This window comes from Lysinibacillus sp. BNK-21, assembly GCF_048684915.1.
Taxonomy (GTDB): domain Bacteria; phylum Bacillota; class Bacilli; order Bacillales_A; family Planococcaceae; genus Lysinibacillus; species Lysinibacillus capsici.
This window is the reverse complement of sequence record NZ_JBLQTS010000001.1, coordinates 392636-418894: the sequence shown is the minus strand read 5'-3', so window position 1 is coordinate 418894 and position 26259 is coordinate 392636. Positions and strand designations below refer to the sequence as shown.

Sequence of the window (26259 nt, the reverse complement as noted above, 5' to 3'; positions counted from 1 at the left end):
CTTACGCTTTTTCAATCGGTGCAAATTGAGCAAGTAATCGCTTTATACCAATTGGTTGTGGGAATGCGATATCAAGCTCTGTACTATCACCTTCACCTTTTACACTAACAACCATACCTGTTCCCCATTTTTTATGAATCGCCTTATCTCCAGCTTTCCATCCAAATTGATCTCCCCCCGTTGCTTGTAAACGTGCTGTGGCAGGTTGTGTTTGCTGAATAGCACCCAGCATACGCTTTTGATGGCCACCGGTTGAACGATTGTTAGTAGCAAATGGTACTGTTGATGTTGTCCCTGCCTTAGAAATTGACTCTGTAATATCTTGAGAAATTTCACCTAAAAATCGGGATGCATTATTAAAGCTTGAACGACCAAAAATCGTTCGGCTTTGGGCACATGTTAAATATAGACGTTCCTCAGCACGGGTCACACCTACGTACATAAGGCGGCGTTCCTCTTCCATTTCTTCTTGATCGTCTAGTGAGCGTGAATGTGGGAAGATGTTTTCCTCCATACCGATAATAAAGACAACTGGGAACTCTAAGCCTTTAGCTGCATGCATCGTCATTAAAATAATATTGCCTTTAGATGCATCCTCTTTGTCAAGTGCATCAATATCAGCTATAAGGGCTAAATCTGTTAAAAAGGCAATTAAGCTTTTATCATCACTGCGCTCTTCAAAAGCCTTTGTGACAGATAAAAACTCTTCAATATTTTCTAAACGGCTTTCTGCTTCAATTGTTTTTTCGTTTTGTAACATTGCTCGATAACCCGATTTATCAATAACTTGCTCCACAATTTCAGTGACAGATAGATATTCCTGCATTTGTGTAAAGCCTTTAATCATGGCATAAAATTGCTCAGCCGAATTTGCTGCTTTCCCTGATAATCCCATGAAAACAAGATCATTCATCGCATCAAAAATCGAACGATCCTGATCTATCGCATAACGTGCCATTTTTTCAAAGGAAGTTGCACCAATACTGCGCTTTGGCTCATTAATAATACGTGCTAGTGATAAATCATCATCATTATTAGCAATAAGTCGTAAATATGCTAGTAAGTCCTTTATCTCTTTTCGATCATAGAACTTTGTTCCGCCTACTATTTGATAGGCCATATTGGACTTAACAAGTACTTCCTCCATTACACGAGATTGAGCGTTTGTACGATATAAAATAGCAAAGTCATCAAATGAACGATTTTCTTTTTCAATTAACTGTTGAATCGTTTGTACAACAAATTGCGCTTCCTCCTGCTCGTTATAAGCTTTATATAGTGCAATCTTTTCACCTTCTGAATTTTCTGTGCGTAATTCTTTTGGGTAACGTGTTGTATTATTTTGAATGACGTCATTGGCTGCCTGTAGGATGCGTTTAGTTGAACGATAATTTTGCTCTAGCATAATCACCTTTGCAGTTGGATAATCCTTTTCGAAGGATAGGATATTCCCAATATCTGCACCACGCCAACGATAGATAGACTGATCGGAATCACCTACAACACAAATATTTTTAAATTTCTTTGCTAGTAACTGTACAAGTAAATACTGAGATTTATTGGTATCTTGATATTCATCGACATGAATATATTGAAATTTATTTTGATAATATTCAAGCACTTCAGGTACACGTTTAAACAACGTAATCGTCGTCATAATCAAATCATCAAAATCAAGGGATTGGTTGCGGCGTAATCTTTTCTCATAGCCTTTATAGATACGTGCAACTGTTTGTTCATAAGGATTCTTATCATTCATTTGGCCTGCGTAATCATCCGCTGCTATACACTCGTTTTTTGCTGCACTAATAGCATTTAAAATTGCTCGTGGCTCAAAACGTTTTGGATCAATATTTTCTTCCTTCATCACATTTTTGATGACTGAAAGCTGATCCGTAGAATCTAAAATAGAGAAATTACGAGAAATGCCTAGTTGATCGATATTACGACGTAAAATTCTTACACACATAGAGTGGAAAGTAGAAACCCACATACTATCGCCCGTACCATTACCAAGAATGCCATCAATACGTTCACGCATTTCTCGTGCTGCTTTATTTGTAAATGTAATCGCTAAAATTTTAGAAGGATATACTTCCTTTTCGATAACTAGGTAAGCAATACGATGTGTTAAAACTCGTGTTTTTCCTGACCCTGCACCTGCCATAATGAGTAATGGTCCTTCAGTTGTTTTAACTGCTCTTTCTTGTTCAGGATTCATGCCTGCTAGTAAATTTTTTGTTAACTGTTCCATTTCGCACCGCCTTACAAACATTTGTTCTAAAATTATAACGTATTTTTAACAGCCTTAACAGTCGCAAGTGCAGCTTTTAAATCTTCGTAAATAATATTTCCAATTACTACCGTATCTGCAACGCGTGCCATTTCCTCTGCTTGCTTTACAGATGTTATGCCACCACCGTAAAAGAGTTTAGTATGCTTCAGTTCGTTTTTCACAGCACTAACTACCTCTAGATTGCCATACATACCACTGTACTCTAAATAAAAAACAGGCAGTTTAAAGAAATTCTCTGCCATGCGTGCATAAGCTACCACGTCATCAATCGTTAAATCTGTTTTCGCACCCGTTACATGGGCTACTTTACAATCAGGATTTAAAATACAATATCCTTCCGCTACTAATTCATCCCATACCATAATATCGCCGTATTCTTTAATAGCCTCATGATGTAAATTTTTAATCCATTTTGGATCATCACTATTTAATACCGTTGGGATGAAATAATAGTCGTAACCTGGTGTTACCGCATCGATCGTAGAAATTTCAAGTGCTATCGGCACCTCAAAACGACGCACTCGAACAAGTAAATCTAATACCCCATCCAACGTTACATTATCTGTTCCCCCGACCAAAATAACATCTGTCCCAGACTCGCAAATTTTTTCTAATGCTTCATCGGAAATGTCCTTCGCTGGATCTAGCTTGAACACATGTCTCCATTCTAAATAATCCATCTATGTTTACCACCTATCATTTTCTATCTATTCGTTTACAAGTATAGCTTATGATTCACGACAAAAAAATGAAAAAGACCGAGTAGAACTTCTACTCAGCCTTTTTTCTGACTATTCTTTTGGTGCTTGGAATGGTTTTTCATCTGGATACAAACGACCTAACATTTCATCATATGTATCATTCCCATAATCGAAGCAGCGACGCACGCGCGAAATAGTTGCAGTACTTGCCCCTGTTTCCTTTTTAATGGATTCGTAGGTTTTCTTTAATCGTAATAAATGTGCAACCTCAAAGCGTTGTGCCAACGATTGAATTTCACTAATCGTACATAAATCATCAAAAAACTTATAGCATTCCTCGATGTCCTTCAACTCTAACACTGCTTTAAATAATTGATCTGTTTGATGCCCCCGAATTTTTTCGATTTGCATACAATTTTCCTCCCTTTAAGGCTGCGTTTTCACCATTGCTTGTAACCCTGGCGAAGATGGTACGAAATGAACCCACGACTTTCCTGGTACAAGCTTTACAGGATCCCCTGTTTGCTCTACAGCCATTGGTATTCCATTAACATTAGCCCATTTGACTTCCCTCAAATAGCCATTTTGAAATACATACGCATTTCCACCAGACGTTAAATCAATTGCTTGGCGACCAATATCATCAATTGTTTGGTGATCCATTTCGAAAAATAGAACATTTGCCAATGACACTGTTTCGCCTGTTAACATATCTTTTGTGTCCACACCAGCCGATTGTCGTTCATAGTGATTAGTTTGATGATCATACACATACGCGTTATGGAAATCTTCATTATTTCCGTAATAAATGTCAACTTGACTTGTTTCAATACCTATTTTACCACGTTCATCTGGTTCATAAAAAGCCTGAAGTACTTTTTCACTGTAATTCATTGAAGCGCCTACCATTTCAGCACCTTTTAGAATGTTTTCTGATGTAATATAGGAATTGTGTGGTGCAACGCGGTCGTTAGAACGTTTAAACAGAATACCATCATAAGCCATACCGTTGATATTGTCGACGATACGATGATCAAGCATTGTTTTCGCCTCTGGACTATAGCCATGTGCTACATAAAAGGCATCAAATCCCTTGGCCATATCGATAAAATATGAGCGTGCACTACGAACTGGCCCAATATTTTCAGGCAGTACACTTTGGTATACTGCTAAAAAGCGTGTCACATTACCTTCTGCAAGCATTTCATAAATGATATCCGCCGCAGCTAAGCCTGATTGTGGACGTGCCGCTGGATGATTATTAATGGTTACGATAATTGGTCGCTGTGTAATTTCTTCTTGTATAGCCTCCCCAGTAAGTGGTGCAACAAATGCTGGTTGTTGCACAGGCTCCTCCACTACTGCTTCTTCCTCTACAATTGGTTCATCATCCTCTTTGACTTTTGGTGTATCCTTTGAACATCCCCCGATTACCAAAGCACTAAATGCAAAAGCAATCCATAATTTTTTCGATTTGAACACAAGCATATCTCTCCTTTGAACAATTACAATATTTGTAATTGTTTAAACAACTGAAACACTTTCATGAATTAGCGCATAACAGCAGGTAATAATAACTTATTCTTCATCACATCGAAAATTCCTTGTGGTGTTATACGAATATATGGTAAATGAGTAGATTGTAAAAATAGTAATGTATAAATGGCATCTCCTAATTGATAGCCTCTATCTGCTAAAGCTTGTTTTAAAGCCTTTTCTTTCTCTGTTAAAGTGAATACATCTCCATCATATAAAAGTCCACCAATTGTTAATGGTATATCCGCTATAACTTCTCCTTTTTCGACGAGAACAATACCACCATTCATTGCCTTCATTTCTTCGAAGGCTTTAATCATATCGTCTTTATTTTTTCCAATTAACAATATGTCACCGGTGTTTGAATAAGAGGATGCAAAGCCTTGGACATCTGTTGCAAATCCTTTAATCATTGTATTTACATGCCAGTTGCCTTTTCGGTTAATGAGCATTAAATAGCACTCATCATGATTTGCCAATTGCCCTTCTTTCGTAATTAAAGAATTATAAGGCTTTGTAATCACATCATTAACTAATTGAATCCCAAACGGCATAGAAAACTGGAAATCCTGTGAATCTAATGAGAAATCTAAATCTAAAGCTGGGATGGAAGAATAATCAATTGTCGCCATTCTATGCACACGATCCCCATTACGCTTCAACCAGACACCCTTTGATAAGACACTTTCTGGAACAGGATGATATTCATCTTGTAAAATATTGAGTGAAGCAAAACGCCCTGTTGCGATAAAACCATGTAAATTAGACATGTTGTAATAACGTGCTACATTATAGGAAGCCATTTGATAAGCATCAATAGGAGATACCCCTGCATCTAAAGCTACTTGAATGCATTTATCCATCACACCATCCTCATGGAATGAAGGTGTTGAACCGTCTGTTGTAATCATTAAATGATCAAAGATCGGAAGCTCTTTTTCTACTATTCCTTTTAGTAGATGTGGTAAATCTGGTCGAATGGAAGAATGACGTAAAGTTACAGCATAGCCCTGCATAATACGACGCTCTACCTCTTCTACTGTCATTGCCTCATGATCACCATCAGCACCAAGCAGTTTCATTCGTGCCAATGTTCTTTCTGAAGCTCCAGGGAAATGACCTTCAATTTTTTTTCCCAGTCCCTTAGCCATTTGCATACGATAAAGCATTTGATCGTCGCCATGCAACAGCTTAGGCCAGCCTGTCAACTCTCCACCAAGTAAGACATCACTTCGCCCTAACCACTCTAATATAGAAGTATTAGAGAAAACCTCTTCTTCTTGCTCCAATTCAGTTTGTGAGTCAAAGCGAGTCCACCAATAAAATGAAAAAGGTAGCTTTTTCAAACTCTCTAAAATTGAAAACGCTTTCTTATTTTCTAAATTTAAAACAAAGCTTAAATTATCCGAAATAAAAGTTGTTGTCCCAAGCTGACCACAAAAATCTGCAAATGACTGTGGATGATAAAGCTGGAATGGGTGTACATGTGGCTCAATATAGCCAGGTACGATTGTTTTTCCTGTACAATCCACCACTTCTGTTCCTTCTAATAAAGGAGGCATTCTGTCACCAGCATAGACAATTCGATCTCCCAAAATCCAAATGTTCCCTACTATGAATTGCTTTAACATACTATGCAAATAACGTGCATTCTTCAGCACGATATCTGGTGCCTTTTTCCCATCGATTACTGCTAATTGTTGACGTATTTTTGTTATTTTCCATACTGGATCCATGCTATTCGCTCCTTCCTAAATTACGTAATTTTTCATTGTGTAAATCCAACGTGAAATCACATACTACTACTGCATAATCGCATATTTTCATAAAAATTATGCTTTATGCAATCATCTTGTTTCAATCGTAACACAGCACTTTCATAAAGCAAAGTGCACCTCGCTTATTTTTTCCACAATGACTAAAGGAGGAAGTAATGATGATGCAGCAAGCAAATTTAAGCGAAAAGAATGCATTTTGTCGTTTTGCCATGGGGACAAGTTTAACCGCATTTGGTATCGCTAAAGTTTCTAGAAATCCTAATTGTACAAAAGGTCGATTAATGATTGCATTAGGTGCCATGAAAATGGCTGAGGGACTTTTTAAATATTGTCCAACGAAAGCAGTTTTAAGCTCCAATATGCAGAATGCCATGAACACCTCTATGCAAAGTATGTTCAGCGGGCAAAATTCTATGTCTACTGAACAAATCGATAAGCTCATGAAGGATTTTTCCTCTGCTATAGCTGGTAATTCTTCAGGTTCACAAGCTACTGCTTCAAAACAATCTAACACCAGCACTTCAACTCAAAATTCCTCAAATAGTAGCGATTCTTCAACGAATAAAGCTCAGAATCCTTCTTAGTCAAAGGAGCCGTCCCAATCTATTATTGAGACGGCTCTTACCTCTTACGTTTTGAAACAACAAGAGGTTTCAAAAGACGATAAAAAATATTTAGTGAAAATAATAATTACTTAAATGTACGCCAGCCAATATCTTTACGGAAGAAAAAGTGATCCCATGTTTCCGTTGCAATACCTTCATAAACCTTTTCCTGTGCTTCTTGTAAAGTAGCTGCTTTTGCACCAACTAACAGTACACGTCCTCCATTACCAACGAATTGACCGTCTACTAATTTTGTACCTGCATGGAAAACTGCATGTGATGTCGAAAGTGCCTCTAAATTCGGTAATACCTTACCTTTTTCAACGTCTCCTGGGTAACCCTCTGCTGCAATGACTACACCAAGCATTGCTTCTTCTGACCATTGTAAATCAAAAGGCTGTTCATCCATTAACGCCATCATAAATGCACCAAAATCTGAAACCATACGTGGCAATACAACTTGCGTTTCAGGATCACCAAAACGAGCATTAAACTCTATGACCTGAGGACCTTTATTCGTTAAAATTAACCCTGCGTATAAAATACCTGTAAAGGAAGCACCATCTGCCTCCATCCCTTTAACAGTTGGTTCTACAATAGTTTGAAATGCAATATCTACTACCTCTTGTGGGATTTGTGGTACTGGTGAATAAGCACCCATACCTCCTGTGTTTGGTCCTTTATCACCGTCATAAGCTCGTTTATGATCTTGTGCAATAACCATCGGATAAATTTGTCCTTTGTGCACAAAAGACATAAAGGAGAATTCTTCACCGTCTAAAAATTCCTCAACGACAACACGTGAAGAGGATTCACCAAAACGTTGGTTTCCAATCATATCCTCTACAGCTTCAATCGCTTCTTCCTCTGTCATTGCCACAACGACGCCCTTACCAGCCGCTAAACCATCAGCCTTAATGACAATAGGCGCCCCTTGTTCTTTAATATAGGCTATTGCTTTCTCTGCTTCAGTAAATGTTTCATGTGCTGCTGTAGGAATATTGTATTTATTCATAATTTCTTTCGCATAGGATTTACTGCTTTCTATTTGAGCAGCAACTTTTGTAGGACCAAAAATACGTAAACCTCTAGCTGTAAAGAAATCGACAATGCCTTCAGCAAGCGGCTGTTCTGGGCCAACAAATGTTAATGCAATATCATTTTCCTTGGCAAATTGAGCGAGACCTGCGAAATCCATTGTATCAATAGCAACAACTTCTACTTCGCCTCGCATCCCATCATTTCCTGGCGCTACGAATACGTTGTTCACTGATGGAGAGATGCTAAATTGTTTAGCGATTGCATGCTCACGACCACCGCTTCCGATTACTAATACATTCATCTTAGAGAATCCTCCTCTTTGTAAGTAAAACCGAGATGAACCAACATCTCGGTCTGTTTAGATTTCTATATAATTCTACAATTAATGTTTAAAATGACGTACGCCTGTGAATACCATCGCAATGCCGTATTCATTTGCTTTATCAATGGAATCTTGATCTTTAATGGAACCACCTGGTTGAATAATTGCTGTAATTCCTGCAGCTGCCGCCGCCTCCACAGTATCGCTCATTGGGAAAAATGCATCTGATGCTAATGCAGCACCTTTCGCTTTTTCTCCAGCTTGTTCAAAGGCAATTTTAGCTGCACCTACACGATTCATTTGCCCTGCACCAACCCCAAGTGTCATTTGAGAATCTGTTACAACAATCGCATTGGATTTCACATGTTTGACAACAGACCAACCAAGTTGCAATGCTTCCCATTCTTGCTCTGTTGGTTCACGATCTGTCACCACTTTAATATCCGCATTGCCAAAGCCATAACGATCTGGCTCCTGTACAAGGAGGCCACCCTCAACTGATACAACATTGAATGAATCTTGTTTCGCTTGCTCGAAAGGAATTGTTAGTAAGCGGATATTTTTCTTTTTCGTTAAAATATCTAATGCTTCTTGTGAGAAAGCAGGTGCAATTATAATCTCTAGGAAAATATGACTTAGCTTCTCAGCAGTTGCTGCATCCACTTCCATATTTAATGCGATAATACCGCCAAAAATAGATGTTGGATCTGCTTCATATGCTTTATCGAATGCTGCCTCTAACGTGACACCAGTGCCAACACCACATGGATTCATATGTTTCACCGCTACAGCAGCTGGCATTTCAAATTCTTTTACAATTTGCAATGCTGCATTACCATCTTGAATATTATTGTAGGATAACTCTTTACCATGTAATTGTGTAGCATAAGCTAATGAAAAGTCAGAGCCAAGACGCTTTTGGTAGAAGGCCGCTTTTTGGTGAGGGTTTTCGCCATAGCGTAAATTTTGCTTTAATTCATATGTCATCGTTAAGCTCTCTGGGAACTCTTCTTCAGTCAGGTAGTTCGAAATATAAGAATCATATGCGGCTGTGTGACGGAAAACTTTCGCAGCTAGTTTACGACGTGTTTCAATTGTTGTGGCACCGTCTGCTTTAAGTTCCTCTAATACTGTTGCATAGTCATTGCTGTCCACGATTACTGTTACATATTGATGGTTTTTTGCAGCAGAACGTAACATAGTTGGACCACCGATATCAATGTTTTCAATTGCATCATCCCAAGTTACATTAGGCTTTGAAATTGTTTCAACAAACGGATAGAGATTCACACAAACAATTTCAATTGGTTCAATTCCATGCTCATTCATCTGTGCTTGATGAGAGACATCATCAAACTTTCCTAATAGACCACCGTGAATCATTGGATTTAAAGTTTTCACACGACCATCTAAAATTTCAGGAAACTTCGTTACTTCATCTACTGCTGTTACAGCTACCGCATTATCCTGTAACATTTTTTTTGTACCGCCAGTTGATAAAATTTCATAACCTAATGCTACTAATTCCTTTGCAAATTCTAAAATACCATCTTTATTGGAAACACTGATTAATGCACGTTTTGTCACAACAATATCCTCCTAATTTTTATCGTGCTGTCCACGAACTGACTTGCTTCAATAGATTAATAGAGTTAGGTCTTACTTGTTGAGTAGGATTCTCGACCTAACTCCCTCTTCAGTTACTGTAATAATTGCTGTAATGCCTTTGTATATAATAAATGCTCTTGTTTATGAATTTCAGCTTCTGTTGCCTCGCGATTTCCTTCAATGACAGGTACCGCTGCCTGAGCGATAATTGGTCCAGTATCCATTCCTTCATCAACAAAATGCACTGTTACACCTGTTATTTTCACACCATGATTAATGGCTTGTCCAATAGCGTCCTTTCCAGGAAAGGCAGGCAATAGGGACGGGTGAATATTAACAATTCGCTGTGGAAAGGCTGCTAATAATACGTCACTGATTAAACGCATATACCCAGCAAGCACAATCCATTTCACATCGCACTCATGTAAAGCTTCGATAATAGCTGTCTCATATGCTGACTTCGAGACAAACTCTTTTGGATTCAATGCTAACACTGGAATCCCAAAGTTTTCAGCACGTGTTACTACAAATGCTCCAGGCTTATCTGTGACCACTAGTGCGACCTTTGCATGGAGTTCACCACGTTCAATGGCCTCTTGAATGGCTTGAAAATTGCTACCGCTACCTGACGCGAACACGGCTATTTTTGTTGGTGCAGTCATTACACTAAACTCCCATCATGTGAGCCATTAAATACTACTCCGTCACCTTTAATAACACGTCCGATTGTATAAGCCTTTTCACCATTTGCTTCAACTGCAGCGATTACTTTATCAGCTTCAGTTTCTGGCACAGCTATTACAAAGCCAATACCCATGTTAAACACATTATATAAATCTTTATCTTCTAGCTTACCTTTCTCTTTTAGGAATTCAAAGATACGTAATACAGGCCAAGAACCTAAGTCGATTTCCGTTGCTAGTCCCTCTGGCATCATGCGTGGTAGATTTTCATAGAAACCGCCACCTGTAACATGTGCACAGCCATGTACATCTGCTGCCTTTAAAGCTGCTAGCACAGGTTTAGCATATAGCTTTGTTGGCACTAGAAGCGCCTCACCGATTGGGCCTAGATCTTCATAGCCTTCTACAATAGCATCCACAGCATATTGATGATCTGCAAAGACAATTTTACGCACTAAAGAATAACCGTTTGAATGTACACCACTTGATGCAATTCCAATAAGTACATCGCCTTCTACGATTTCTTCACCTGTCACGATGGCAGACTTTTCACACGCGCCTACTGCAAAGCCAGCTAGATCATATTCATCTTCTTCATAAAGACCAGGCATTTCCGCAGTTTCTCCACCTATTAGAGCCGCACCTGATTGCACACAGCCATCTGCAACACCTTTGACAATTTGTTCGATTTTTGCAGGCTCTGCTTTTCCAAGAGCTACGTAATCTAAAAAGTACAGCGGTTCTGCTCCTTGAGCAACAATATCATTTACACACATTGCTACACAGTCCACACCGATTGTATCGTGCTTGTCTACCATGAAGGCTAGCTTTAGCTTTGTTCCAACACCATCTGTCCCCGAAATAAGAACAGGTTCTTTAAGATTCAGTTCTGACAAGTCAAACATGCCACCAAAACCACCAAATGTCCCCATTACACCTAGACGGTTCGTACGTTCAACATGAGACTTCATTCGTTTTACGGCTTCATAGCCCGCTTCAATATTTACACCTGCTTGTTCATATGCCTTTGACACGCAGAGTTCCTCCTTATCATCCAAGTCGCCTAAGTTTCCTAGATAGAAATGACTGTAAGACACTAATTTGTTGCGATGTTGTTCTTAACGTAATAATTCTTTTTCATGTGGCAAAATCGTATCCGGAAAAATCTCTGTTGGATATTTGCCTGTAAAGCATGCAAGACAAAGTCCTCGGTTTTCATCTTCGTATGGTCGTGCAATTGTTTCTACCATCCCCTCAACAGAAAGGAATGTCAGAGAATCTGCACCAATTGCTTCACGAATTTCATCTACATTATGACTAGAAGCAATTAGTTCTTCATGCGTTGATGTATCAATGCCATAATAACAAGGGTTTGTCATCGGCGGTGATGAAATCACAACATGAACTTCTGCTGCACCAGCATCTTTTAGCATTTTGACAATGCGACGAGATGTTGTACCACGAACGATAGAATCATCAACCATTACTACTTTTTTTCCTTTTACGACTTGAACAACAGGTGAAAGTTTCATTTTCACACCACGTTCACGTAGCTCCTGTGTCGGCTGAATAAACGTACGACCAACATAACGGTTTTTAATAAGACCTAATTCATAAGGGATTCCACTTTCTTCTGCAAAACCAATCGCTGCGGAAATACTTGAATCAGGAACACCTGTTACAACATCTGCTTCAATATGCGCACACTCACGAGCAAGCTGTTTACCCATACGTTTTCGTGCCATATGAACGTTAATACCATCAATATCCGAATCAGGACGTGCTAAATAAACATATTCCATCGCACACATCGAACGTTTATCCATATCAGCAAAACGATCTGATTTTACGCCCTCATCATTAATAATGATTAATTCACCTGGTTCTACCGAACGAACGAATTCTGCACCAATTAAATCGAATGCACAAGTTTCAGAAGCTACCACCCAGCCATCTCCTAGCTTTCCAAGAGATAATGGACGTAAACCATGTGGATCACGTGCAACAAGCATTTCATCCTTTGTCATAATTAAGAAAGAATAGGCACCCTTTAAAAGAGATAGGGCATTTTTCACCTTCGCACGGAATGGTGAATGCGAACTTTTCTTAATAAGATGCGCCAACACTTCTGTATCAGAGCTAGAGTGGAAAATGCTACCTTGTCGCTCTAGATATTGCTTTAAATGTGTCGCATTGACTAAGTTACCGTTATGGGCAATTGAAAGGCTACCAGTTGAGGAGTGGAATAATAATGGCTGTACATTTTCAATACCGCCACCACCAGCAGTCGTATAACGAACATGCGCAATAGCTGCTTTGCCGTTCACTGCTTTTAATTTATCTTCGTTGAAAACATCATTAACTAGTCCTTCGCCTTTCACCGCGCGAAGATGCTGTCCGTCTGAAACGACAATTCCAGCGCCTTCTTGTCCACGGTGTTGAAGAGCATGAAGCCCGTAATAGCTAAGGTGTGCTGGATTTGGGTTACCCCAAATACCAAACACCCCACATTCTTCGTTTAAGCCTCTGAGTTCAGCAAGCATGGGATTGCTCCTTTCCAATTAGAACGGAATTCCTCCACTGTACCTTCTACAAGCACACCTTTGTCCCCGTTGATTTTCACAAGTGCATCGTTTGTTACGACACCAATTTTTTGAGCATCTTTCATGATTTCTACAAATGCTGCAGCATTTTCTTCTTTAACTGTGACAACAAAACGAGATTGACTCTCACTGAATAGCGCAGTTGTTGCAGAGCCTGTTAATGTTACATCCACACCAAGACCGTTAGCGCCAAATGTTGTTTCAGCAATCGCCACAGCTAGACCTCCCTCTGCTACATCATGCGCAGATTGAACAAGGCCTGCTTTAATCGCCTTTAATAAAGATTGCTGACGTGTCGCTTCAACCTCTAAATCAATAGCTGGCGCTTTCCCTGAAATAACACCATTATTTAAAAGTTTTTGAAGCTCTGAACCGCCAAATTCTGTTTTTGTCTCACCAATAACAAAGACAAGATCTCCTGCTGCCTTTACATCCTGTGTCGTTACATGTGCTAAGTCTTCAATAAGACCAACCATACCAATTGTTGGCGTTGGATACACCGCTTCGCCTGAACGCTCATTATAAAGAGAAACGTTACCTCCGATTACTGGGGCATTTAATGCCGTACAAGCTGCCGAAATACCATCTGCAGATTTTTCAATTTGCCAGAAGATTTCTGGTTTCTCTGGATTACCGAAGTTTAAGCAGTCTGTAATCGCAAGTGGCGTGCCACCAGTTGCCACGATATTACGAGCTGCTTCGGCTACTGCGATAGCACCACCCACTTCTGGATCTAAATAGATATAACGTGAGTTACAGTCTGTTGTCATTGCCAACCCTTTATTTGTGCCACGTACTCGAATAACAGCAGCGTCAGATCCTGGTTTAACAACTGTTGATGTACGTACCTGATAATCATATTGATCGTATACCCATTCTTTAGAAGCAATTGTCGGTGCTTTTAATAAAGCAATGAGTGTTTCTTTGTAATCAGTCACAGCAGGTTCAGTGTTTTCGATTGCTTGGAACTGAGCATAGTATGCAGGTTCTGCAGATGGTTTATGATAAACAGGTGCATCTTCTGCTAATGCGTCTGCAGGTACCTCTGCAACTACTTGTCCTTTGTGTAGCAGACGAAGCATTTTATCATCTGTAACGCGACCAATCGCTACTGCATCTAAATCGTATTTATCGAAAATCGCTTTAATTTCATCTTCGCGACCTTTTTTCACAACTAAAAGCATACGTTCTTGAGACTCAGACAACATCATTTCATACGCTGACATTCCTGTTTCACGCTGAGGCACTAAGTCTAAGTTCATTTCTACACCAGAACCAGCCTTTGAAGCCATTTCTGCTGAAGAAGAAGTAAGACCAGCTGCACCCATATCTTGAATACCAACTAGAGCATCCGATTTTACAACCTCTAAACAAGCTTCAAGTAAAAGCTTCTCCATAAATGGATCTCCAACTTGTACCGCTGGACGTTGGTTTTCTGATTCCTCAGTTAATTCCTCAGAGGCGAATGTTGCACCATGAATACCATCACGGCCTGTTTTCGCTCCAACATACATCACTGTATTACCTACACCAGCAGCAATGCCTCGTTGAATATCTTTATGATCAATTAAACCGACACACATAGCATTCACTAGAGGATTACCTTCATAGCAAGGATCAAATTGAATTTCGCCACCTACTGTTGGGATTCCGATACAGTTACCATATCCTGCGATTCCCGCTACTACTTCTTCAAATAGATATTTACCACGTGCTGACTTTAATTCACCAAAGCGTAACGAGTTTAACATAGCGATTGGACGTGCACCCATTGAGAAAACGTCACGGATAATACCACCGACACCCGTTGCAGCCCCTTGATAAGGTTCAATTGCAGAGGGATGGTTATGCGACTCCATTTTAAACACTACTGCTTGTTCGTCACCAATATCAACAATACCTGCACCTTCACCTGGTCCTTGTAATACCTGTGGACCTTTAGTAGGGAATTTACGTAGTACTGGCTTTGAATTTTTGTACGAGCAGTGTTCAGACCACATTACTGAGAAAAGACCTGTCTCTGTCCAGTTAGGTAGACGTCCTAAAATACCTTCTACCATTGCAAATTCTTCGTCTGACATCCCCATTCCAGCGTATAGCTTCTCATCTTTAATCTGCTGTGCTGTTGGCTCAAACTTAGTTGTTGACATGATTTTCCCTCCACTGCTTCACGATTGATTTAAATACTGCTAGACCGTCTGCGCCGCCCACCAGTGCATCAACAGCTCGCTCTGGGTGTGGCATCATCCCTAATACATTGCCGCGCTCGTTTATAATCCCTGCGATATCTTCTAAAGAACCGTTTGGATTGTCACCTGAGTATGTGAATACGATTTGATTATTATCTTTTAGTGATTGTAAAGTTTCCTCGTCACAGTAGTAGTTACCTTCACCATGTGCGATTGGAATATTGATGATTTGACCTTGCTCATATTGATTTGTGAATAATGTATTGTTGTTTTCAACTTTAAGCTGCACTGTACGGCACATAAATTTTAAGTTTTTATTGCGCAATAAAGCTCCTGGCAATAAACCTGCTTCCGTTAGGATTTGGAAGCCATTACATACACCTAATACAGGTTTACCAGCATCTGCTGCCTTCTTAACTTCTGTCATAATGTTAGATTGATTAGCCATTGCACCACAACGAAGATAATCCCCATAGGAGAATCCTCCAGGTACTAATACACCATCAAAACCACTTAGATCTGTTGCTGTATGCCATACATATTCTACTTCTTCACCTAGCTCGTCTTTAATCGCATGATACATATCGATGTCACAGTTTGACCCAGGGAATACGAGTACTGCGAATTTCATGATTAAATAGCCTCCTCGACTTCGTAACGGTAGTCTTCAATTACAACGTTCGTTAAAACCTTTTCACACATTTCTTTTACTAGAGTATCAATGTCACGTTCTGAATCTTTAATTGATAGTTCAAGATATTTACCGATACGTAAATCTTCTACTTCACCGTAGCCCATCTTAGCTAAAGAACCTTGTACTGCAGAGCCTTGAGGATCAAGAATACTCTCACGTAATGTTACATAGATTTTTACTTTTTTCATTGTTATTTGCCTCCGAGTCTAGAAAGTATAATAGTATAAACTTCAGTTAAATTACCAAGGTCACGACGAAAAACATCTTTGTCTAACTTTTGCTTCGTTGTTGCATCCCAAAGTCGGCATGTATCTGGTGAAATTTCATCTGCCAATAATACATGACCATCCATATCACGGCCGAACTCTAATTTAAAATCAATCAATGTCACATTGACATCTGCAAAGATCGGCTGTAGCACTTTGTTAACGGCTAATGCACCATCATAAATAGCTGTTACTTCAGTTGGTGTGGCAAGTTCAAGAACATCAATATGTTCTGTCGTAATAAGTGGGTCGCCTAAATCATCGTCTTTATAATAAAATTCAACGATTGGTCGTTTTAAAGGTGTCCCTTCTTCAAGACCTAGACGCTTTGCTAAACTTCCAGCAGCAATATTACGAACAACTACCTCAATCGGAATAATTTCTACTTTTTTTACAAGTTGTTGTGTATCGGATAATCGTTTTACGAAATGTGACGCAATTCCGTTAGCTTGTAATTTTTCGAAAATTAATGAAGTAATGCGATTATTTAAAATGCCCTTACCTTCAATTTCCTCTTTCTTTTCACCATTGAATGCTGTTGCACTATCCTTGTACTCAACAAGTAGCACATTTGGCTCCTCTGTTGTGAACAATTTTTTTGCTTTACCTTCATACAAAAGTTGACCTTTAGTCATTTCGTTTTCCCCCTGATATTATGAGATACGCTTGTAATAATGTTCAGAATTGAACCGTATCTCTACGATTCAACTCTGAAACTTTTACTGGTGGCTCTAACATTTATTATTAGATGGCTAAATAAATATTAGTTAAGTCCTAGTCGTTCAAAAATCATATCAACATGCTGTAAGTGGTAGTTGTAATCAAAACAATCATCCAACTCTTCTTTTGTTAAATAAGATGTGATTTTTTCACTTGCATCGACTAATGTACGGAACTGAACTTGCTCGTCCCAAGCCTGCATTGCTAAAGGTTGTACTGTATCATAAGCTTCTTCACGTACTAGTCCTTTATCAATCAATGCTAGTAAGATGCGTTGAGAATAAATAAGACCAAATGTACGATCCATATTACGTTTCATGTTCTCAGGGAATACTGTTAAGTTTTTCACAATATTACCGAAGCGATTTAGCATATAGTTAAGAGTAATTGTTGCATCCGGTAAAATAACACGCTCTGCAGATGAATGTGAAATATCACGCTCATGCCATAAAGCTACATTTTCATAAGCAGTCACCATATAACCTCGCATTAAACGAGACATACCAACCATGTTTTCAGAACCGATTGGATTACGCTTATGTGGCATTGCAGATGATCCTTTTTGTCCTTTTGCAAAAGCTTCCTCCACTTCACGTGTTTCAGATTTCTGTAGTCCACGAATTTCTGTTGCGAATTTTTCAATTGAAGTAGCGATTAAAGCTAATGCACCTAAATACTGAGCATGGCGATCACGCTGTAAAGTTTGTGTGGAGATCGGTGATGCTGCAAGTCCTAATTTATCGCAAACATATTGCTCAACACGAGGATCGATATTGGCATATGTTCCAACAGCTCCAGACATTTTTCCTGTTTCAATTACTTTGGCAGCTGCTTCAAAACGTTCAAGGTTACGCTTCATTTCCTCATACCATAAACCAAGTTTCAAACCGAAAGTTGTTGGTTCAGCATGAACACCATGTGTGCGTCCCATCATAACTGTATGTTTATGTTCTTTTGCCTTAGTAGCAATAATATCAATGAAATTTACTATATCTTTTCGTAAAATATCATTTGCTTGTTTGATTAAATAAGAAAGTGCTGTATCTACTACGTCCGTAGAAGTTAAACCATAATGTACCCATTTGCGCTCTTCTCCAAGTGTTTCAGAAACAGCACGAGTAAAGGCTACAACGTCATGACGAGTTTCTTGTTCAATTTCTAATATACGATTCACATCAAATGAAGCATTTTCGCGAATTTTAGCAACATCCTCTTTAGGGATATCTCCTAATTCTGCCCATGCTTCACAAGCTAAAATTTCAACCTCTAGCCAAGCTTGGTATTTATTTTGTTCTGTCCAAATTGCGCCCATTTCGGGTCTTGTGTAACGTTCAATCATCGCGTATCTCCTTCTATTCTGACCAAATGCCAGAACTCTCGATTTGTTGTAGTGTAGCTTCTAAGTCTTTTGTCATAATCGTCACATGGCCCATTTTACGGTTGACCTTAGCTTCAGCTTTCCCATAAAGATGTATGGACCATTCAGGATATTTAGCAATTGAATTACTGAGTGGCACGACATGCTGCCCTAATACATTGACCATAATGGATGGTGCCCATAGTTGTGGCTTACGTAACGGCCATCCACAAACAGCACGAATATGCTGATGGAATTGTGAAACATTACATGCTTCAATTGAATAGTGACCAGAATTATGAGGTCTTGGTGCTAATTCATTGATAACAATACTACCATCTTCTAATACAAACATTTCTACCGCTAGCGTTCCTACTAAATGTAAATAATCTGCAATTTTCAAAGCTTCTCGTTCTGCAGCTTGAGCTGTGCTTTCAGTTATGCGAGCAGGTACTATTGTCTCGTGAAGAATATGATGAACATGAATGTTCTCTCCAACTGGCTGACAATACGATTCACCATGACCATTTCTTTGAACAATGACCGATACTTCCTTTACGAAAGGAACAAATCCTTCTGCAATACATTGCGAATGCGTGAATAATTCTTTCGCTAAAGGCAAATCTTCAGTTGATTTTAAAAGCTGCTGTCCCTTGCCATCATAACCACCTCTTGCTGTTTTGACTATACAAGGATAACCAATCGAATCAATATTGGCTACTAATTCTTCATAAGTTTTTGCAACAATATATGGTGCTACTGGGCAACCAGCTTTCACAATAGCTTCTTTCTCTGTTATACGGTTTTGTGTAATACGTACCAACTCTGCTCCTTGAGGAACATAAGCCATTTGTGATAAACGCTTTAAGCCTTCATAATCAATATTTTCAAATTCATATGTGATAATATCACTTACTTCTGCAAGTTCTTCTAAAGCAGCTTCATCATCATATGGAGCTACAATGCGAATATCTGCAACCTGCCCACAAGGTGAGTCCATTGCTGGTTCAAGAACAGCCACTTTAAAACCTGACTCCTTTGCAGCAAGTGCCATCATTCGACCAAGTTGCCCTCCGCCTATAATGCCTATCGTTTGTCCAGGATAAATAATCTTCGTCACACTAAGTCACCTGTACTTTCTAATACTTGCTGCTTTGTTGCTTCACGTCTAGCATCTAATTTATTAGCAAGCTCCGCATCTGTTGTTGACAAAATTTGAGCTGCAAGTAACCCTGCATTAGTCGCTCCTGCTTTGCCAATCGCTACAGTAGCTACAGGTACGCCACCAGGCATTTGAACGATGGATAATAGTGAATCAAGTCCATTAAGTGCACGGGATTGAACTGGTACACCGATGACAGGTAATGTTGTTTTAGCTGCCACCATTCCTGGTAAATGTGCAGCACCGCCTGCTCCAGCAATAATTACTTGTATTCCTCGCTCGCGAGCTGCCTCTGCATATTCAAACATTAAATCAGGTGTACGATGTGCTGATACAACTTTCTTTTCGTACGGTACTTGTAATTCATCTAAAATATCACATGCATGTTTCATTGTTTCCCAGTCACTTGAACTACCCATAATGACACCGATTTTCGGATTCATAAATTGTCGCTCCTTTTAAACGATAGAAAAATGATCAATTATTTATTGTGCTAGCCTCTATTTTGAATAGCTACTGCAATTCTTATTTACAAAGAAAATCCCCAAATAAACTACTCTCTACCAGTACACGTGAAAGCAGTTTACTTGAGGATTATTCGGACAAGATCGTCTCCATGTACATAGCTGTACAAAGACCTTCTCACCTTACGCCAAAAGTGCTTTCCCGCATAGTCCAGCATTTACGGTGCCGGGTAGAGACACTAGAGCCAATCCTCTAGCATATATGTGGGATCTATTTGTTTTTCCTTCTCACATTTTAACAAGGGATTGTCTTATCGTCAATCCAAAAATGCGAACATTTTTTATTAGGTGAAAAAAAACGTTCGGTTTTTAGTCAAAATCATTCGATATCTTGAGCAGGTATACCTTTAAACTGAATTTTTTGGCGCAAATAAGCTGGCTCACCATCTACGATATGAAAAAGTGGCTCTTCTTTTCGTCCTATGACCATAAAGCCATCTTTCCGCATTCTTGCCAAGCAATCCTCGATTGACTCGTTTTCCTGTACCTCATACCAAATTTGCTTTTTTCCCAACTTTTTCTTCCTTTCCATTGTACATATTCATTCACAACCAATTTGTAATTCATTATACCTTTTGTTGCTTACAGAAGTATGTAAGAACTTAAATAAATAGAAAAAACTGCAGAATTCCTCTCCGCAGTTTTGATGAATGCTCATGGAACAAAAAATGCCTTTAAATAGATACAAAAAAATAATAGCAGTAGGAACAAATGAAGGACAACAAGAACCATACGATATCCTTTGATGCCAAATAGGGCGCTGGTGATGCCTAAACCACCTAAAATAAACGGCATAAACATATTTACACGATAGAGAAATGTAAAAAAGTTTCCATACCATTTGGTTGAATCATAGCCAAACATAAAGAATATAAGTAGTAGACTTGAGATCGAAATCGCAGAAAAAATGTTCTGCCTCATTTTGATTCCTCCATTATTAAATCCAGAATGTATCTAGGCGAAAGAAATTTCCTTTAAATCCACTTGAAAATATTAAATATATTATAGCATTTTATGAATAGTTCACAAAATAAAAAAAGTCATGGAATAGATCCATGACTTTTTAATTGCCTAGCGACGTCCTACTCTCACAGGGGGAAGCCCCCAACTACCATCGGCGCTAAAGAGCTTAACTTCCGTGTTCGGTATGGGAACGGGTGTGACCTCTTTGCCATCATCACTAGACTATGGTCGACCTTCCATACACGGCGCATTGCTGTGACTAGAAGCTCTCTTTTTAGAAAGATTTGCTCTTTCAAAACTGGATAAACGGCACATTGAATGTTTCAAACTTTTTTGGTTAAGTCCTCGATCGATTAGTATTCGTCAGCTCCATGTGTCACCACACTTCCACCTCGAACCTATCTACCTCATCGTCTTTGAGGGATCTTACTTACTTGCGTAATGGGAAATCTCATCTTGAGGGGGGCTTCATGCTTAGATGCTTTCAGCACTTATCCCGTCCACACATAGCTACCCAGCGATGCCTTTGGCAAGACAACTGGTACACCAGCGGTGTGTCCATCCCGGTCCTCTCGTACTAAGGACAGCTCCTCTCAAATTTCCTACGCCCACGACGGATAGGGACCGAACTGTCTCACGACGTTCTGAACCCAGCTCGCGTACCGCTTTAATGGGCGAACAGCCCAACCCTTGGGACCGACTACAGCCCCAGGATGCGATGAGCCGACATCGAGGTGCCAAACCTCCCCGTCGATGTGGACTCTTGGGGGAGATAAGCCTGTTATCCCCGGGGTAGCTTTTATCCGTTGAGCGATGGCCCTTCCATGCGGAACCACCGGATCACTAAGCCCGTCTTTCGACCCTGCTCGACTTGTAGGTCTCGCAGTCAAGCTCCCTTGTGCCTTTACACTCTACGAATGATTTCCAACCATTCTGAGGGAACCTTTGGGCGCCTCCGTTACCTTTTAGGAGGCGACCGCCCCAGTCAAACTGTCCGCCTGACACTGTCTCCTGCCCCGCTAAGGGGCATGGGTTAGAATTTCAATACAACCAGGGTAGTATCCCACCGACGCCTCCTTCGAAGCTGGCGCTCCGAGATCTCTGGCTCCTACCTATCCTGTACAAGTTGTACCAAAATTCAATATCAGGCTACAGTAAAGCTCCACGGGGTCTTTCCGTCCTGTCGCGGGTAACCTGCATCTTCACAGGTACTATAATTTCACCGAGTCTCTCGTTGAGACAGTGCCCAGATCGTTACGCCTTTCGTGCGGGTCGGAACTTACCCGACAAGGAATTTCGCTACCTTAGGACCGTTATAGTTACGGCCGCCGTTTACTGGGGCTTCAATTCGCAGCTTCGCTTGCGCTAACCACTCCTCTTAACCTTCCAGCACCGGGCAGGCGTCAGCCCCTATACGTCACCTTACGGTTTTGCAGAGACCTGTGTTTTTGCTAAACAGTCGCCTGGGCCTATTCACTGCGGCTCTCATGCGCTTGCACGCTCAAGAGCACCCCTTCTCCCGAAGTTACGGGGTCATTTTGCCGAGTTCCTTAACGAGAGTTCTCTCGCACACCTTAGGATTCTCTCCTCGACTACCTGTGTCGGTTTGCGGTACGGGCACCTCTCACCTCGATAGAGGCTTTTCTTGGCAGTGTGAAATCAGGAACTTCGTCCATACGGACTCGCCATCACAGCTCAACGTTACAGTGTGCGGATTTGCCTACACACACGTCTTACTGCTTGGACGCGCACAACCAACGGCGCGCTTACCCTATCCTACTGCGTCCCCCCATTTCTCAAACGGTGAGGAGGTGGTACAGGAATATCAACCTGTTGTCCATCGCCTACGCCTATCGGCCTCGGCTTAGGTCCCGACTAACCCTGAGCGGACGAGCCTTCCTCAGGAAACCTTAGTCATACGGTGGACGGGATTCTCACCCGTCTTTCGCTACTCATACCGGCATTCTCACTTCTAAGCGCTCCACCAGTCCTTCCGATCTGACTTCAACGCACTTAGAACGCTCTCCTACCACTGACATCGTAGATGTCAATCCACAGCTTCGGTGAATCGTTTAGCCCCGATACATTTTCGGCGCAGCGTCACTCGACCAGTGAGCTATTACGCACTCTTTAAATGATGGCTGCTTCTAAGCCAACATCCTGGTTGTCTGTGCAACGCCACATCCTTTTCCACTTAACGATTACTTTGGGACCTTAGCTGGTGGTCTGGGCTGTTTCCCTTTTGACTACGGATCTTATCACTCGCAGTCTGACTCCCGTGTATAAATATCTGGCATTCGGAGTTTGTCTGAATTCGGTAAACCGGGATGGCCCCCTAGTCCAAACAGTGCTCTACCTCCAGTATTCTCATCACGAGGCTAGCCCTAAAGCTATTTCGGAGAGAACCAGCTATCTCCAAGTTCGATTGGAATTTCTCCGCTACCCACACCTCATCCCCGCACTTTTCAACGTGCGTGGGTTCGGGCCTCCAGTAAGTGTTACCTCACCTTCACCCTGGACATGGGTAGATCACCTGGTTTCGGGTCTACGACCACGTACTACTTCGCCCTATTCAGACTCGCTTTCGCTGCGGCTCCGCCTTCTAAAGCTTAACCTTGCACGTAATCGTAACTCGCCGGTTCATTCTACAAAAGGCACGCTATCACCCATTAACGGGCTCTAACTACTTGTAGGCACACGGTTTCAGGATCTCTTTCACTCCCCTTCCGGGGTGCTTTTCACCTTTCCCTCACGGTACTGGTTCACTATCGGTCACTAGGTAGTATTTAGCCTTGGGAGATGGTCCTCCCGGATTCCGACGGAATTTCACGTGTTCCGCCGTACTCAGGATCCACTCAGGAGAGAACGAACTTTCGACTACAGGGCTTTTACCTGCTCTGGCGGACCTTTCCAAGTCGCTTCATCTAACTCGCTCTTTTGTAACTCCGTATAGAGTGTCCTACAACCCCAAGAGGCAAGCCTCTTGGTTTGGGCTCTTCCCGTTTCGCTCGCCGCTACTCAGGGAATCGATTTTTCTTTCTCTTCCTCCAGGTACTTAGATGTTTCAGTTCCCTGGGTCTGCCTTCAAGACGCTATGTATTCACGTCAAGATACTACGCAATTAAACGTAGTGGGTTCCCCCATTCGGAAATCTCCGGATCAAAGCTCACTTACAGCTCCCCGAAGCATATCGGTGTTAGTGCCGTCCTTCTTCGGCTCCTAGTGCCAAGGCATTCGCCGTGCGCCCTTAATAACTTAACCAAGTTATTAAGCCTATAAAAAACTTAAAAAAATAAATGTGTTTGTTACAATTTCAATGTCGTTTTATCCAGTTTTCAAAGAACAAGTTTTGAAGTGTTTCATTCAGATAGAATGAACCTTCAAAACTGAACGCAAAACGTAATCTTACAAACCCAAGGTTTGTATTCCGAAATAATCCTTAGAAAGGAGGTGATCCAGCCGCACCTTCCGATACGGCTACCTTGTTACGACTTCACCCCAATCATCTATCCCACCTTCGGCGGCTGGCTCCAAAAGGTTACCTCACCGACTTCGGGTGTTACAAACTCTCGTGGTGTGACGGGCGGTGTGTACAAGGCCCGGGAACGTATTCACCGCGGCATGCTGATCCGCGATTACTAGCGATTCCGGCTTCATGTAGGCGAGTTGCAGCCTACAATCCGAACTGAGAACGACTTTATCGGATTAGCTCCCTCTCGCGAGTTGGCAACCGTTTGTATCGTCCATTGTAGCACGTGTGTAGCCCAGGTCATAAGGGGCATGATGATTTGACGTCATCCCCACCTTCCTCCGGTTTGTCACCGGCAGTCACCTTAGAGTGCCCAACTAAATGATGGCAACTAAGATCAAGGGTTGCGCTCGTTGCGGGACTTAACCCAACATCTCACGACACGAGCTGACGACAACCATGCACCACCTGTCACCGTTGCCCCCGAAGGGGAAACTATATCTCTACAGTGGTCAACGGGATGTCAAGACCTGGTAAGGTTCTTCGCGTTGCTTCGAATTAAACCACATGCTCCACCGCTTGTGCGGGCCCCCGTCAATTCCTTTGAGTTTCAGTCTTGCGACCGTACTCCCCAGGCGGAGTGCTTAATGCGTTAGCTGCAGCACTAAGGGGCGGAAACCCCCTAACACTTAGCACTCATCGTTTACGGCGTGGACTACCAGGGTATCTAATCCTGTTTGCTCCCCACGCTTTCGCGCCTCAGCGTCAGTTACAGACCAGAAAGTCGCCTTCGCCACTGGTGTTCCTCCAAATCTCTACGCATTTCACCGCTACACTTGGAATTCCACTTTCCTCTTCTGCACTCAAGTCCCCCAGTTTCCAATGACCCTCCACGGTTGAGCCGTGGGCTTTCACATCAGACTTAAAGGACCGCCTGCGCGCGCTTTACGCCCAATAATTCCGGACAACGCTTGCCACCTACGTATTACCGCGGCTGCTGGCACGTAGTTAGCCGTGGCTTTCTAATAAGGTACCGTCAAGGTACAGCCAGTTACTACTGTACTTGTTCTTCCCTTACAACAGAGTTTTACGATCCGAAAACCTTCTTCACTCACGCGGCGTTGCTCCATCAGGCTTTCGCCCATTGTGGAAGATTCCCTACTGCTGCCTCCCGTAGGAGTCTGGGCCGTGTCTCAGTCCCAGTGTGGCCGATCACCCTCTCAGGTCGGCTACGCATCGTCGCCTTGGTGAGCCGTTACCTCACCAACTAGCTAATGCGCCGCGGGCCCATCCTATAGCGACAGCCGAAACCGTCTTTCAGTCTTTCACCATGAAGTAAAAGAGATTATTCGGTATTAGCCCCGGTTTCCCGGAGTTATCCCAAACTATAGGGTAGGTTGCCCACGTGTTACTCACCCGTCCGCCGCTAACGTCAAAGGAGCAAGCTCCTTTTCTGTTCGCTCGACTTGCATGTATTAGGCACGCCGCCAGCGTTCGTCCTGAGCCAGGATCAAACTCTCCATAAAAGAAATTTGATTAGCTCAAATTGTTTTGCTGGCATCATGTTTGATGTCCAAAATTTTTGTTTTGTTCACTAGCAAAACTAGCTACTTAAAACTTTATTGATTACGTTTTGCTTGTTCAGTTTTCAAGGTTCATTTACTAGTTACACTAAGTAACTTTTTATAATTTAACATAATGTTAACTCGTTGTCAACTGTTTATGTTAATATTTTTTAAGTT

General features: G+C 41.3%; 20 protein-coding genes, 3 rRNA genes and 1 riboswitch. Of the genes, 1 reads left to right on the top strand and 22 read right to left on the bottom strand.

Translation table 11 applies throughout. The annotated features are described in order from the left end of the window. Position 1: 1 nt before the first annotated feature. From pcrA to ACMGGO_RS02045, 5 genes are all read right to left on the bottom strand, one after another. Positions 2–2254 (bottom strand): DNA helicase PcrA, encoded by a 2253-nt coding sequence (gene pcrA, locus ACMGGO_RS02065; RefSeq protein ID WP_305193718.1) that lies wholly within the window; start codon positions 2252–2254, stop codon positions 2–4. Between the two features lie 32 nt (positions 2255–2286). Then, positions 2287–2976 (bottom strand): heptaprenylglyceryl phosphate synthase, encoded by a 690-nt coding sequence (locus ACMGGO_RS02060; RefSeq protein ID WP_420281544.1) that lies wholly within the window; start codon positions 2974–2976, stop codon positions 2287–2289. A gap of 111 nt (positions 2977–3087) precedes the next feature. Further along, entirely contained in the window at positions 3088–3408 is a 321-nt protein-coding gene (locus tag ACMGGO_RS02055; RefSeq protein ID WP_004225717.1) for a YerC/YecD family TrpR-related protein, read from the bottom strand. A 15-nt stretch (positions 3409–3423) separates the two neighbouring features. Next, positions 3424–4479 carry a DUF3048 domain-containing protein gene (locus ACMGGO_RS02050; RefSeq protein WP_336623321.1) on the bottom strand — a complete coding sequence of 352 codons (1056 nt, stop codon included), beginning with the start codon at positions 4477–4479 and terminating at the stop codon, positions 3424–3426. A 68-nt stretch (positions 4480–4547) separates the two neighbouring features. Beyond that, entirely contained in the window at positions 4548–6269 is a 1722-nt protein-coding gene (locus ACMGGO_RS02045) for an adenine deaminase C-terminal domain-containing protein (RefSeq protein ID WP_420281543.1), read from the bottom strand. A gap of 200 nt (positions 6270–6469) precedes the next feature. Between ACMGGO_RS02045 and ACMGGO_RS02040 the strand changes: the two genes are divergently transcribed. After that, entirely contained in the window at positions 6470–6895 is a 426-nt protein-coding gene (locus tag ACMGGO_RS02040) for a YgaP-like transmembrane domain (RefSeq protein WP_053075731.1), read from the top strand. Positions 6896–7001: 106 nt separating this feature from the next. On the opposite strand, the gene purD is transcribed toward ACMGGO_RS02040, so the two are convergent. The 17 genes from purD to ACMGGO_RS01955 all read right to left on the bottom strand — a co-directional run bounded on the left by purD (position 7002) and on the right by ACMGGO_RS01955 (position 26043). Beyond that, a complete protein-coding gene (gene purD / locus ACMGGO_RS02035) occupies positions 7002–8258 on the bottom strand; it encodes a phosphoribosylamine--glycine ligase (RefSeq protein ID WP_257962133.1) in 1257 nt (418 codons plus the stop codon). Between the two features lie 81 nt (positions 8259–8339). After that, complete coding sequence (gene purH, locus ACMGGO_RS02030; protein ID WP_066038207.1) at positions 8340–9866, bottom strand: bifunctional phosphoribosylaminoimidazolecarboxamide formyltransferase/IMP cyclohydrolase; 1527 nt, start codon at positions 9864–9866, stop codon at positions 8340–8342. A gap of 113 nt (positions 9867–9979) precedes the next feature. After that, positions 9980–10549, bottom strand: a complete 570-nt coding sequence (gene purN / locus ACMGGO_RS02025; protein ID WP_004225729.1) for a phosphoribosylglycinamide formyltransferase — start codon at positions 10547–10549, stop codon at positions 9980–9982. Continuing rightward, a complete protein-coding gene (gene purM, locus ACMGGO_RS02020; protein WP_420281542.1) occupies positions 10549–11604 on the bottom strand; it encodes a phosphoribosylformylglycinamidine cyclo-ligase in 1056 nt (351 codons plus the stop codon). The genes purN and purM overlap by 1 nt, the downstream gene beginning before the upstream one ends. A gap of 84 nt (positions 11605–11688) precedes the next feature. Beyond that, positions 11689–13113, bottom strand: a complete 1425-nt coding sequence (purF, locus tag ACMGGO_RS02015; protein ID WP_004225733.1) for an amidophosphoribosyltransferase — start codon at positions 13111–13113, stop codon at positions 11689–11691. After that, positions 13089–15323 (bottom strand): phosphoribosylformylglycinamidine synthase subunit PurL, encoded by a 2235-nt coding sequence (gene purL / locus ACMGGO_RS02010; protein ID WP_112116715.1) that lies wholly within the window; start codon positions 15321–15323, stop codon positions 13089–13091. The genes purF and purL overlap by 25 nt, the downstream gene beginning before the upstream one ends. Further along, entirely contained in the window at positions 15310–15993 is a 684-nt protein-coding gene (gene purQ, locus ACMGGO_RS02005; protein ID WP_048394895.1) for a phosphoribosylformylglycinamidine synthase subunit PurQ, read from the bottom strand. Before purQ ends, purL begins: the two co-directional genes overlap by 14 nt. Before the next feature lie 2 nt (positions 15994–15995). After that, complete coding sequence (gene purS / locus ACMGGO_RS02000; protein ID WP_004225741.1) at positions 15996–16244, bottom strand: phosphoribosylformylglycinamidine synthase subunit PurS; 249 nt, start codon at positions 16242–16244, stop codon at positions 15996–15998. Positions 16245–16246: 2 nt separating this feature from the next. After that, positions 16247–16957, bottom strand: coding sequence for a phosphoribosylaminoimidazolesuccinocarboxamide synthase (gene purC, locus ACMGGO_RS01995; protein WP_048394896.1), 711 nt, complete (start codon positions 16955–16957; stop codon positions 16247–16249). A gap of 128 nt (positions 16958–17085) precedes the next feature. Then, positions 17086–18381: an adenylosuccinate lyase gene (gene purB, locus ACMGGO_RS01990; protein ID WP_004225746.1), complete on the bottom strand. Its 1296-nt coding sequence runs from the start codon at positions 18379–18381 to the stop codon at positions 17086–17088. Between the two features lie 13 nt (positions 18382–18394). Continuing rightward, a complete protein-coding gene (gene purK / locus ACMGGO_RS01985) occupies positions 18395–19519 on the bottom strand; it encodes a 5-(carboxyamino)imidazole ribonucleotide synthase (protein ID WP_004225748.1) in 1125 nt (374 codons plus the stop codon). Then, a complete protein-coding gene (purE, locus tag ACMGGO_RS01980) occupies positions 19516–20004 on the bottom strand; it encodes a 5-(carboxyamino)imidazole ribonucleotide mutase (RefSeq protein ID WP_004225751.1) in 489 nt (162 codons plus the stop codon). The genes purK and purE overlap by 4 nt, the downstream gene beginning before the upstream one ends. A gap of 208 nt (positions 20005–20212) precedes the next feature. Next, positions 20213–20311: riboswitch (purine riboswitch) on the bottom strand. A gap of 93 nt (positions 20312–20404) precedes the next feature. Further along, a complete protein-coding gene (locus ACMGGO_RS01975) occupies positions 20405–20599 on the bottom strand; it encodes an NETI motif-containing protein (RefSeq protein WP_036076850.1) in 195 nt (64 codons plus the stop codon). A 140-nt stretch (positions 20600–20739) separates the two neighbouring features. After that, entirely contained in the window at positions 20740–21006 is a 267-nt protein-coding gene (locus tag ACMGGO_RS01970; RefSeq protein WP_066038204.1) for a hypothetical protein, read from the bottom strand. Positions 21007–21154: 148 nt separating this feature from the next. Further along, positions 21155–21270: ribosomal RNA gene (rrf, locus tag ACMGGO_RS01965) — 5S ribosomal RNA — on the bottom strand. Positions 21271–21381: 111 nt separating this feature from the next. Next, positions 21382–24309: ribosomal RNA gene (locus tag ACMGGO_RS01960) — 23S ribosomal RNA — on the bottom strand. Between the two features lie 182 nt (positions 24310–24491). Then, positions 24492–26043 (bottom strand): 16S ribosomal RNA (locus ACMGGO_RS01955). Together the 16S, 23S and 5S rRNA genes form the textbook arrangement of a ribosomal RNA operon. Between the last annotated feature and the right edge of the window lie 216 nt (positions 26044–26259).

Excerpts from the sequence above, each read along its gene's own strand:
- purD (WP_257962133.1), bottom strand. The coding sequence starts at position 8,258 with ATGAATGTATTAGTAATCGGAAGCGGTGGTCGTGAGCATGCAATCGCT.
- purC (WP_048394896.1), bottom strand. The coding sequence starts at position 16,957 with ATGACTAAAGGTCAACTTTTGTATGAAGGTAAAGCAAAAAAATTGTTC.
- purB (WP_004225746.1), bottom strand. The coding sequence starts at position 18,381 with ATGATTGAACGTTACACAAGACCCGAAATGGGCGCAATTTGGACAGAA.
- purQ (WP_048394895.1), bottom strand. The coding sequence starts at position 15,993 with ATGAAATTCGCAGTACTCGTATTCCCTGGGTCAAACTGTGACATCGAT.
- purN (WP_004225729.1), bottom strand. The coding sequence starts at position 10,549 with ATGACTGCACCAACAAAAATAGCCGTGTTCGCGTCAGGTAGCGGTAGC.
- pcrA (WP_305193718.1), bottom strand. The coding sequence starts at position 2,254 with ATGGAACAGTTAACAAAAAATTTACTAGCAGGCATGAATCCTGAACAA.
- ACMGGO_RS02040 (WP_053075731.1), top strand. The coding sequence starts at position 6,470 with ATGATGCAGCAAGCAAATTTAAGCGAAAAGAATGCATTTTGTCGTTTT.
- ACMGGO_RS01970 (WP_066038204.1), bottom strand. The coding sequence starts at position 21,006 with ATGAGGCAGAACATTTTTTCTGCGATTTCGATCTCAAGTCTACTACTT.
- ACMGGO_RS02060 (WP_420281544.1), bottom strand. The coding sequence starts at position 2,976 with ATGGATTATTTAGAATGGAGACATGTGTTCAAGCTAGATCCAGCGAAG.
- ACMGGO_RS02055 (WP_004225717.1), bottom strand. The coding sequence starts at position 3,408 with ATGCAAATCGAAAAAATTCGGGGGCATCAAACAGATCAATTATTTAAA.
- purS (WP_004225741.1), bottom strand. The coding sequence starts at position 16,244 with ATGAAAAAAGTAAAAATCTATGTAACATTACGTGAGAGTATTCTTGAT.
- purF (WP_004225733.1), bottom strand. The coding sequence starts at position 13,113 with ATGCTTGCTGAACTCAGAGGCTTAAACGAAGAATGTGGGGTGTTTGGT.
- purE (WP_004225751.1), bottom strand. The coding sequence starts at position 20,004 with ATGAATCCGAAAATCGGTGTCATTATGGGTAGTTCAAGTGACTGGGAA.
- purL (WP_112116715.1), bottom strand. The coding sequence starts at position 15,323 with ATGTCAACAACTAAGTTTGAGCCAACAGCACAGCAGATTAAAGATGAG.
- ACMGGO_RS02045 (WP_420281543.1), bottom strand. The coding sequence starts at position 6,269 with ATGGATCCAGTATGGAAAATAACAAAAATACGTCAACAATTAGCAGTA.